2 protein-coding genes are annotated in these 681 nt (G+C 55.5%); both read left to right on the top strand.

All coding sequences use genetic code 11. The features are described 5' to 3' along the window. Positions 1 to 378: phage portal protein (locus Xsto_RS20825; protein ID WP_141554566.1), on the top strand; the 378-nt coding region annotated here is incomplete at its 5' end. Beyond that, a partial coding sequence (locus tag Xsto_RS20820) for an HK97 family phage prohead protease (protein ID WP_099126327.1) occupies positions 371 to 681 on the top strand: 311 nt, incomplete at its 3' end. The genes Xsto_RS20825 and Xsto_RS20820, both read left to right, overlap by 8 nt.

Raw genomic sequence — 681 nt, 5'->3', positions numbered from 1 at the left:
CACATGATTAACGACCTTGAAAAAGCCACGTTTTCCAATATCAGCAATCAGGCCATTCAGTTTGTCCGCCACACCGTGATGCCGTGGGTGGTGAACTGGGAGCAGGAGCTGAATCGCCGATTATTTACCCGGCAGGAACGGATGGCGGGGTTTTATGTCCGCTTTAATCTGGCGGGATTGCTGCGCGGTACCCCACAGGAGCGCGCCCAGTTCTACCATTTTGCCATTACTGATGGCTGGATGAGCCGCAACGAGGCGCGGGCCTTTGAAGACATGAACCCGGTTGACGGGCTGGATGACATGCTGGTCAGTGTCAATGCCGCCAATCCTATTACTAACCCCCAACCGCCTGAACAGGAGGATCAAACCGATGTGTGACCGAGAAATGCGCTGTTACCCCGGTGAAGTGCGCACGGAAACCCCGGAGAACCAGCCGACCCGCATTGTCGGTTACGGCTCGGTGTTTAACAGTCGCTCAGAACCCCTTTGGGGCTTTCGCGAAATCATCAAGCCCGGGGCCTTTGATGAAGTGCTCAACGATGATGTGCGTGGGCTGTTTAACCATGACCCCAATTTTATTTTAGGGCGCAGCACGGCTGGGACCCTCACGTTGACCGTGGATGAACGCGGGCTGCAATACAGCATTCAGGCCCCCGATAATCAGACCATCCGGGATCTGGT

It is taken from the genome of Xenorhabdus stockiae (assembly GCF_002632825.1).
Classification (GTDB): Bacteria; Pseudomonadota; Gammaproteobacteria; order Enterobacterales; family Enterobacteriaceae; genus Xenorhabdus; species Xenorhabdus stockiae.
Note: the sequence above shows the minus strand (reverse complement) of the source record. Positions and strands in the feature narration are given on the sequence as shown.